The 9,937-nt window shown below is 38.2% G+C and carries 10 protein-coding genes; 8 read left to right on the top strand and 2 right to left on the bottom strand.

Going from position 1 to position 9,937, the window contains the following annotated elements; genetic code table 11:
- Positions 1–393: 393 nt before the first annotated feature.
- Both LI241_RS09630 and rpsT read right to left on the bottom strand, forming a co-directional pair.
- Complete coding sequence (locus LI241_RS09630) at positions 394–1,491, bottom strand: transglutaminase domain-containing protein (protein WP_008688638.1); 1,098 nt, start codon at positions 1,489–1,491, stop codon at positions 394–396.
- A 254-nt stretch (positions 1,492–1,745) separates the two neighbouring features.
- Positions 1,746–2,012, bottom strand: a complete 267-nt coding sequence (gene rpsT / locus LI241_RS09625) for a 30S ribosomal protein S20 (protein ID WP_008688635.1) — start codon at positions 2,010–2,012, stop codon at positions 1,746–1,748.
- Between the two features lie 103 nt (positions 2,013–2,115).
- Between rpsT and gpr the strand changes: the two genes are divergently transcribed.
- The 8 genes from gpr to rpiA all read left to right on the top strand — a co-directional run bounded on the left by gpr (position 2,116) and on the right by rpiA (position 9,874).
- Positions 2,116–2,991, top strand: a complete 876-nt coding sequence (gpr, locus tag LI241_RS09620) for a GPR endopeptidase (RefSeq protein WP_008688634.1) — start codon at positions 2,116–2,118, stop codon at positions 2,989–2,991.
- Between the two features lie 84 nt (positions 2,992–3,075).
- Positions 3,076–3,990, top strand: coding sequence for a stage II sporulation protein P (locus tag LI241_RS09615; RefSeq protein WP_008688632.1), 915 nt, complete (start codon positions 3,076–3,078; stop codon positions 3,988–3,990).
- Position 3,991: 1 nt separating this feature from the next.
- Entirely contained in the window at positions 3,992–4,282 is a 291-nt protein-coding gene (locus tag LI241_RS09610) for a hypothetical protein (protein ID WP_008688630.1), read from the top strand.
- 51 nt (positions 4,283–4,333) lie between these two features.
- On the top strand, positions 4,334–5,263 hold the full coding sequence (fmt, locus tag LI241_RS09605; RefSeq protein ID WP_008688628.1) for a methionyl-tRNA formyltransferase: 930 nt from the start codon (positions 4,334–4,336) through the stop codon (positions 5,261–5,263).
- Positions 5,264–5,435: 172 nt separating this feature from the next.
- The gene (locus LI241_RS09600; RefSeq protein WP_008688626.1) at positions 5,436–6,389 is read left to right on the top strand and encodes a beta-propeller fold lactonase family protein; all 954 of its coding nucleotides are present in this window, start codon (positions 5,436–5,438) and stop codon (positions 6,387–6,389) included.
- Positions 6,390–7,805: an NADP-dependent phosphogluconate dehydrogenase gene (gene gndA, locus LI241_RS09595; RefSeq protein ID WP_008688625.1), complete on the top strand. Its 1,416-nt coding sequence runs from the start codon at positions 6,390–6,392 to the stop codon at positions 7,803–7,805.
- Positions 7,798–9,186, top strand: coding sequence for a glucose-6-phosphate dehydrogenase (gene zwf, locus LI241_RS09590; RefSeq protein WP_008688623.1), 1,389 nt, complete (start codon positions 7,798–7,800; stop codon positions 9,184–9,186). Before gndA ends, zwf begins: the two co-directional genes overlap by 8 nt.
- Before the next feature lie 4 nt (positions 9,187–9,190).
- Positions 9,191–9,874 carry a ribose-5-phosphate isomerase RpiA gene (rpiA, locus tag LI241_RS09585; protein ID WP_008688621.1) on the top strand — a complete coding sequence of 228 codons (684 nt, stop codon included), beginning with the start codon at positions 9,191–9,193 and terminating at the stop codon, positions 9,872–9,874.
- The last annotated feature ends 63 nt before the right edge of the window (positions 9,875–9,937 follow it).

The raw sequence follows: 9,937 nt of genomic DNA, 5'->3' as shown, positions 1-9,937 counted from the left end.
GCTAAACTTTTTAGATACGAGAGTAATGTCGATAATCAAAGAACCGTTTTCACTTTGAGAAGAGGAAGAGGATAAAACATCTTCTTGAGGTATATTCAATAAATCTGTTATAATATCCATAGTGGAAAACCACTCCTTTCGTTAAGAATAATGTTTGACAATGATATTCTACAACGAAAGGTTTTTTTGTGAAATGAACAAAAGAACCCACCCCACAATAGTTTAAAGGTAAGCTCTCTGTAAACCCCATGATAATTTAGAGGCAGGTTTTATCCCCACGATAATTTAAATATCCCATAAAAAAAGGTCCTCTTCAACCACCAATGTTTCATCAAACGGTGCGTGTAGGGACCTTTTTCATATGCGTGTTATCATGAATGTGTAATAGAAGGATTAAAGCTTTTGATGATCTGGTACATAAATATAAGTGTTGGTATCTTCGTAACGATAATAAGCATAATAATCATATCCAGTCATATTAAAAATAAAGTTATTCGCTGTCAGCATCTGATCGAGTTGTTCACCTAATGCTTTGCTGGAACATTGGAAAACCAAACGATATCCTTTGTTTGCACTTTTTTGGATAAGCTTTGTCATCTGCTGCTTATCACAAGAAGTGAAATAAGCTCCTTCTTTCATGAAGTAAGAATCTTTGCGGGAAGGTGTGTCTTCCATATAATCATCTGTGAATGGTCGATTTTCCGCAAGAATCTGTTTCTTGGTCATAGCAAAATACATATATCGTGATTCTTTTGTATTATTTAACATATCCCCATTGGTAACATCCATATAATAGTAATTGCCATCCATTTTTACCATGTTCCATGCATGGGATACATCTCTTTTGTCCGGTCGTGTAAAACCGGTGATATACGTGCAGGGAACACCTATCTGATTCAATAAATATTGCATACCTTTTGCATAACCGGCACAAACCGTTTTATGTTCAAGAAAGGTGCTTAATATATTCTGATTCTCTTTGGCTTTTTCATCATAGGAGGTATGATCGATTAAATAATCATATACATATTTTACTTTTTCATAATCGCTTTTTTTCTTTTTTGCAGTATTGATTATTTTTTCTGTTACTTGCTTGATTTCTTTATCACGACTTTCGATTTCACTTTTGATCATACGATAACTTGGTTTTAAGAATAAATACGTAGCTTTGCTTTCATATTCGTTTTTATCTGTTACATAATCAAAACTGTCTTCAAGATAATAAAGTTCAGGATGATCCATCTTAATAGCTGCATGAATATCATTCACGTCAGAAATCGTAACATTTTTTAAGATAATTTCTTTATCTAAATTTTTATATCCTTGTAAGACAGCATCATAAGAAGGTTGTATTTTCTTATCCAGATGATCTCTGCCACATTGATACATCTTCATGGTTTCAGCTGTTGCAGCTATTGGCTCTTTAACAGCTGATGAACACCCACTTAGTAATAAACCCGCACACAACAATAGGACGCCTAATTTTTTCATATACGTTCACTTGATATATTGTACATAACGCATCAAAGCAGTCATACTTACAATATACATTTCCTTTCTATCAACCTTTCTCACCGCGGTTGATAACGGTTGATATCATTTATAAAAGATGAAGATGTGAGTTCACTGATTGCTTTCCTCTTAAATGAGATTTTATCATACCTCATTAGTTCTATTTTACTAAACTGGATAGCAAAAGTACAACTCTTTTTCGAGAATAAAAAAAATCGATCTTACGATCGACATTATGCAGCAATGGAGTTAACTGCTTTAGCTAAACGTGATTTCTGTCTAACGGCATAGTTTCTGTGCTGGATTCCCTTGGCAACTGCTTTATCTAACTTAGAGTTTGCTGTGTTCAGGGCAGCAACTGCAGCTTCCTTGTCGTTTGCTTCAACAGCAGACAGAACGTTTTTGATAGCTGTTTTCAGAGCTGATTTCTGAGCGTTAACAGCCAGGTTTCTCTTGTTATTAGTTTTTACACGTTTTTTCTGAGACTGGATCTGTGGCATATTGCACCTCCTAAATTCTAATTGCCAGTAAATTATAACAAAAAGAATTTAAAAAAGCAATAAGGACGATAAAAATTTCCATACTATGGTAGAGGTGATGAATATGGGCAAAAGTTATCAGATACGTAGCGATTTTGCCGATGAGATATTGAGCGCCGATATCCGATCGAAAACGTATGAACATATTGAAAAACAAAATGCCAATATCAAAAGCAATTATATCAAAGTATTGCTGGATGAAAATGAATTAGGAAAAGCGAAAGGTGATTATGTTTCCATTGAATGTAAGGATTTGTATGATCACGATATAAGAGAGCAAATGGTGGATGCTATTTTGGAAAACTTACAACATATGAGTGCCAATATGAACATCAAGATGAAGAAGATACTCGTTGTTGGTTTAGGAAATCGTTTTATTACCAGTGATGCTTTAGGCCCTGGAGTAGCGAATGAAATTCTGGTGACAGCACATCTTTATGCACAACAATCGTCGCGAATGTTGAAAGGAACGCGTAATGTAGCAGTGCTGCAGCCAGGAGTCATGGGGCAGACCGGATTGGAGTCATTATCGATCGTTCAAAGTGTGACAGCTTTATACAAACCAGATTTGGTGATCGCAATCGATGCGTTAGCTACGCGGAACTTAAACCGTATCAATCGCGTCATTCAAATTAACAATACCGGGATCCAACCGGGAAGTGGTGTTGGCAATCATCGCATGGCATTGAATGAAGATTCCTTACATGTGCCAGTGATTGCTATTGGAGTTGCCACCGTTACAAGTATCGGGGCAATCTTAAACGAAGCTCTTGATCAAGCGGAAATTAATCGAGAAGCAATATTGGAAAGTGTTTATGGCAATAAACATTTAGATCTTGTTGTCACCCCAAAATCAATGGATGATGAATTAAAACATTTGATCTATATTGTATCACAAAGTTTAAATCGTTTTCTTCACCCTGATTTTTTAAAGCTATAAGCAAATACTGTCGAAATTAGAAGATGGTTTCCCAACATGATACGCACTTTCTTCTCATAAAGTATAGAGAAGGGAGTGCTTTTTATGAAAAATACAGCCAAGATCATAGTCAAACTGGCAATGCTAGTTCTCTTTCTTTATGTGACACCGTTTTATGATGGCTTGTTAAATTGTTTTGAAAACTCGCAGGATTTCATGCATAATCTGATCTATCATCAACAGGTGGTTGCACAAGATATTTCGTTAAAAAAACAGCTCAATGTTTGGAGTTATAACGAGAATTTGACGTTGCCCAAAGATGAAATTAAAGTTGAAACAACACTTGAGGATCCTATGATCGTACCTGGTGACAATAAACAGGAAAAAAAGGAAAATAGTTCGGATGCATCTACGGATAAAAAACAAAATGTCCCTTCAAATGGTAAGAAAATATACATCTACAATACCCATCAGGATGAAAAGTATCAAGGTGGTAAAACAGTCATGGATGCAGCTGTGATCCTAGCAGGACATTTAGAAAAAAAGGGATATAAGGTTGTTTTGGAAACAAATGATTTTAATGCATATTGTAATACGCATGGGTTAACCTATAATGATCTATATACCGTATCCAATAAATATCTTAATGATGCATTGGTGAATTATGGTGGTTTTGATTTATGCATTGATCTACATCGTGATAGTGTTCCAAGAGCGTATAGCTATATCAAGATTGGCAATAAGACGTATGCAAAGGCAATGATGGTCGTGGCTGGCAGTTCTTCGAATGTAAAGAGCGCTACCAAAATATCGACGACACTAACCGACATGGTCAACAAGCGGAAAAATGGTATTATGAAGCATGTCATGACCAGACAAGAGGCTTACTATAATCAATATGTCCATAAAGGTATCGTGTTAATGGAATGTGGAAGTGATTATAATACATTTGAAGAAGTAAAAAACACTTTAGGTATTGTTGCACAGGGTATTGATGAGCTAATGAAGAAGGGATGGTAACATGAAACGGTTTTTAGCGGATGCGATATTGATTCTCATACTAGTAGGCTTAGGAGGCTATGTCCAAAAACAGGATGAAAAAGTTCCTTCCATCGAGGCAGAGGTTGAAGCTTTTGAGGATACTATAGCACAGCATAAAAGGATTACTCCTAAAAATACGAAGGTACATTTACAAGATAAGGAAGATAATAAAGCAAGTCGCATGGCGAAGTATGGCAGTGCTTTTGTCGTTGATACGTTGCATGGTGGAGTGGAAGTGCTTTCGTCTTTGTTTGACTCCTTACTAAATTAGATGAAACGTAACTGAAAACATGCTATAATACCCACAGCAGAGGTGATGTTAATGATAAAAATCTTATTTATGGGAACACCGGACATTGCGCAAGTGATGTTAAAGCGTTTATTAAAAGATGGTTATGATGTCATTGGAGTTGTTACCCAACCGGATAAAAAAGCCGGAAGAAAACAGCAGTTAAAAATGTCAGAGGTCAAACAATGTGCACTTGCCAACCATTTGCCGATTTATCAGCCATTGTCTATTCGTTCAGAATATCAAGAATTATTAAAACTAGATATGGATCTGATTGTTACATGTGCGTATGGACAGTTTATTCCTCAAGTGTTACTGGATGCCCCAACTTATGGCAGCATAAATGTACATGCTTCTTTATTGCCAAAATGGCGTGGGGGAGCTCCTATTCATAAAGCTATTATAGAAGGTGATAAGGAAAGTGGCATGTCGATTATGCGGATGGTGAAGAAAATGGATGCCGGTGCGGTTATGGCACAGTGTCGTGTTGCGATTACACAAGAGGATACGACCGGTGATTTATATGAGAAACTTGCTGTTGCCGGTGCTGATTTATTAAGTGAAAGTATACCGAAAATTATTGATGGCAGTGCCATCTTTGTAGAACAAAAGGAAGAAGAGGCAACATTTGCATATACGATTCAAAAAGAAGAAGAGCACATCAATTTTCAAGAGGATGTCCAAAAGGTATACGATCATATACGTGGGTTAATACCTTTCCCAGTAGGAAATGCGATTGTGAAGGGGAAAAAGATAAAATTTCATAAAGTGCGCATGATGCGTTGTGACCATTCCTATACACCAGGTGAAATCATTGGCTGGCTAGAACATGGTTATGCGATTGCGGCAAAAGATGGATATATTCTGGTCGATAGGATTCAAATGGAAGGGAAAGCCAAAGTAGATGCCAAATCCTTCTATAATGGAATGGGGAAACAGCTTATCGGTTGTATCTGCGAATAATAAGATTCATTGATTTCGATTCAGCACAACAATTGTGTTTGAGTGGAAATCTTTTTTTATGCGATGCTGGTAAAGGTTTCCAGAGCATATGAATAGTGTATGTGGTGACACTATGATAGGATATAGATAGATACTTTAAAAAGTAAAGTCACTACAGAAAGGAGTGTGTAAGATGATCAAAGGTTATGCAGGAAGCTATGCCAGTGAACAAAGCCAATGTCTGATACAGTTTTGCTTTGATGAGACTACGAAGCAATTCACAAAGCGCAAAGAGCTTCCTGGCTTTGAAGATGCCAAATATCTCTCTTATGTTAACAAGAAATTGGCAGCGGTATGTCGTAGAAATGCTGCGGGAATCACTTTATGGGACATTTCTTGCGATAAAACAATGACACATTTGAGTGAAACCAAAACATCGTGTTTTATTACGCAGGATGATAGCTATATTTATACAGCTAATTATCATGAAGGTACGATATCAGTTTATAAAAAGGTTCAAGATCTGCCTTTGATCAAACGTATTTATATTCAAGAAGCAGCAGGGTGTCATCAGGTTTTATTACAGGAAAATTATCTGCTTGTGCCATGTTTATTATTGGATGCCATATATGTGTTTGATCGTCGAAAAGATTTTGCCTGTGTTCACATTTTGCCTTTCCCTGCGCATAGTGGACCGCGGCATGGCGTCTTTACCAAGAATAAGTACTTGTATGTCGTCAGTGAATTAAGCAATGAGTTATTTATGTGTCATATGAATGAAAAGATGCAAGGGAATGTGCAAGTTGTCCAGAAACTTTGGGATACACAAAATCAAAAAGCAGCAGCTGCCGCTATACGTATAGATGCACGGGAAAAATTCTTGTATATCACTTTACGAGAAGTCAACCAGATCATCGTATTCGACAGAAAAGCGAAACGTATCGTTCAACGTTTATCGACTATGGGAGATCATCCTCGTGATATGCAACTGTCAAAGGATGGACGTTTTGTCTTTGTCATACATCGTTTCAGTCATGACATCCGTGTTTTTGAAAGAGATGAAAAAAGCGGTTTAATACAGCCATTACGTGCAAAATTACATGTACAGGAAGGTGTTTGTATCGTATTTGAACAGGAGGAAAGTTAAATGAAACAACAGGATATCGCTGTGATCGGCTTAGCCGTCATGGGAAGAAGTTTAGCGTTGAATATGGCAGATCACGGCTTTGCTGTGGCTGCGTATAATCGTAGTTATGCGGTTAGTGAGCAGATGGCTAAAAACCACCCTCATCCTCATATACACATTTATAAGGAATTAAAAGATTGTGTTGCGGCACTGAAAAAGCCAAGGAAAGTAATGCTGATGGTAAAGGCCGGTAAAGCAGTGGATATGGTGATAGAACAGTTAGTGGATTTATTAGAGGAAGGGGATATCATTTTAGATGGTGGTAATTCATTTTTTGAGGATACGATACGAAGAGAACAAGCATTACGCAAAAATGGTTTGCATTATTTTGGAGTAGGTGTATCCGGCGGTGAAGAAGGTGCCCGCTTTGGCCCTAGTATTATGCCCGGTGGAAATAAGCAGGCCTATGATAAAATACGCCCTATCTTAGAAACAATAGCGGCTAAGGCAAGTGATGGGAAGCCGTGTTGTACGTATATAGGAGAAAATGGAGCAGGACATTATGTGAAAATGGTCCACAATGGAATTGAATATGCTGATATGCAATTGATCAGTGAAGCGTATTTACAATTAAAATATATAGGTGGCTATACAAATACGGAAATCGCAAAAATTTTTAAAGAATGGAATGCCGACGAATTAGAGAGCTTTCTTATCCGTATAACAGCAGATATTTTTCTTGCTTCAGATGATCGTTCCTCTCAGGATTTGCTAGATGTTATTGTAGATAGTGCTGCACAGAAAGGGACTGGACGCTGGACAAGCATAGAAGCATTGAAACAGGGAGTGGATGTTTCCATGATTACGGCTTCCTGTAATGCTCGTGTCATGTCAAATTTGTTAGCACAGCGTCATCAAGCGCAAATCCTTTATCCCGACAGAAAACCTTTGCAAAGAAAAAATGATGCATTTGTAGAAACTGTACGCCAGGCGTTATATGCAGGAAAGATACTTGCCTATGCACAGGGGTTTGCTTTGTTAGCACATGCTTCTTCACAATATGATTGGCAGCTGGCATTAGGTGAGATAGCCGCTATTTTCCGGGCTGGCTGTATTATTCAGGCACGTTTTTTGAACGATATTCAACAGGCCTTTACTAAAGAGAATCCAGCATCGCACCTTCTATTTGATCCTTTCTTTGCCAAACAATTGCAGACACATCAGCAAGCTTTGCGTGATATGGTAGCCATGTCAATCACACAGGGTCTGGCAATTCCGGCGATGGCAAATGCTGTCAGTTACTTGGATATGTTTCGCTCATCTCATAGCGGTGCCAATCTGATTCAGGCGCAGCGTGATTATTTTGGCGCACATACATTCGAAAGATGTGATATGTCAGGAAGTTTTCATCATGAATGGAGGAGAGATCATGAATGAACAAGTCACGTTTACGATTTTTGGAGGCACTGGGGATTTAGCGTATCGCAAATTATTACCGGCTTTTTATAATTTATATGCCAATCAAGCTTTTCAGCATGCGAAGATTGTTGTGCTTGGCAGACGACCCTATGATCATGAACAGTATTGTACGATCATAAAAGACTGGGTAATGCAATTTGCGCGATTGCCATATCGTGAAACCCTTTTTCAATCGTTTTGTGAAAAGATATCTTATGTATGTATGGATTTTACGAAAGAGGAGGCTTATGATACACTGGCTGCCTTCTACAAACAACATCAGGATACACAGCATATTTTCTACTTTGCTGTCGCTCCTCGATTCTTTTCAACGATTGCCCAAGGATTGCTTCGTGTGCCGCATGCAAAACAAGGCAGAGTGGTCATAGAAAAGCCTTTTGGAGAAGATCGCAAGAGTGCCAAACGCTTAAATGAACAATTGGAATCGTTCTTCAAGGCAAGTCATATTTATCATATTGACCATTATCTAGGCAAAGAAATGGTGCGTAACATTCAAACGATTCGTTTTTTGAATCCATTATTTGCTAATGTTTGGAATCATGAATGTATTGCTCATGTACAAATATCTGCTATGGAGGAAGTCGGAGTAGAAACGCGTGGTACCTATTATGATCAAAGCGGAGCATTAAAAGACATGGTTCAAAATCATTTGTTTCAAATTCTCAGTATCCTCGCCATGGAACCTTTAGAAGCCTTTACCCAAGAAGATTTGCATGAGAAGCAGCTTACGCTTCTACAACAACTACGTCCCGTAGATCAGCTGAATATACAGGATACTATGGTACTAGGTCAATATTTTGGTTACCAAAAAGAAGCTCATGTCGCACATGATTCCACGACTGAAACGTTTGCGGCATTGCGTTTATATATTGATAATGAACGTTGGCAAAACACACCGTTTCTGATTCGTACCGGTAAGAAACTGAATAAACGAGAAATGGAAGTTGTCATTACCTTTAAGGCTCCATTTCCTAATGTGGAACCAAATGTATTAATCATCAAGATTCAGCCGACCGAAGGAGTTTATGTACGTTTTAACATTAAAAAGCCAGGGAACAGTGAAGAAATTTTGCCAGTGAGTATGGATTTTTGTCAAAGTTGTAGCGATATTCATCGCATCAATACACCAGAAGCATATGAACGCTTATTGCAGGCAGTTTGGCATGCAGATACATCCTGGTTTTCCAGCTGGGATCAAATTGAAACAAGCTGGGCCTATGTCGATGCATTGAAAGAGCGTTATGAAAACGCGCAGCTTCCTGTATATATCTATCCATCTGGCAGTGAAGGACCTCAAGCAAGTTATGAACTCTTCACTATGCAGCCGCAAGGAGAATAATCTTATGACAAAGGAAGAAAAGAAAAAACAGGCAGCGCTAGCGGCTATAGCGTATCTAAAAGATGGCATGCATATCGGCTTAGGAAGTGGAACAACAGTTAATTACTTTTTACAAGCATTGCAACAACGATGTGCCAAAGGATTACAAATTCGGGCAATGGCAAGCTCGCTATGTACGCAGCAATGGGCGAAGCAATATCAGATCCCTTTGCTGGCAGATACGTATGTACAAACATTAGATGTTTATGTAGACAGCTTTGATGTCTTGAATCATCATGGCGATATCATCAAAGGCGGTGGTGGAGCTTTGGTTAGAGAAAAAATGTTATTTCAATGGGCCGATAAGACGATTTGGATTTGCGACGATGAAAAACTGGTTGATGACTGTCATTGTTATGCTTTGCCAGTTGAGGTTCTGCCTTTTACACTTGCTCATACGCGCCATATGCTTAACGAACATGGTTATAAAACGAGTTTGCGTATGGCCGAAACACAACCTTTTCTGACAGATAATCAGCATTATATTCTTGATGTTTTCGTGCCGAAGCAAGTAACGTTGGCACAGGCACATACCTTTCTTATGTCTTTTGCTGCTATCGTCCAAACCGGTTACTTCCATGATGAAGACAATCTATGTATCATTGCCTCGTCAAAGGGGGTATGTATTCATCCTGTGCGTGATGTATAAAGATAGATCAATCGATTCATGATGGATGGAAGTTCTTTGTATGAGTATTATAGGCATCTGCTA

The sequence above is a fragment of the Longicatena sp. 210702-DFI.1.196 genome (assembly GCF_020563125.1).
Lineage (GTDB): Bacteria > Bacillota_I > Bacilli_A > Erysipelotrichales > Erysipelotrichaceae > Longicatena > Longicatena caecimuris.
This window is presented reverse-complemented; position numbering and strand designations above follow the sequence as displayed.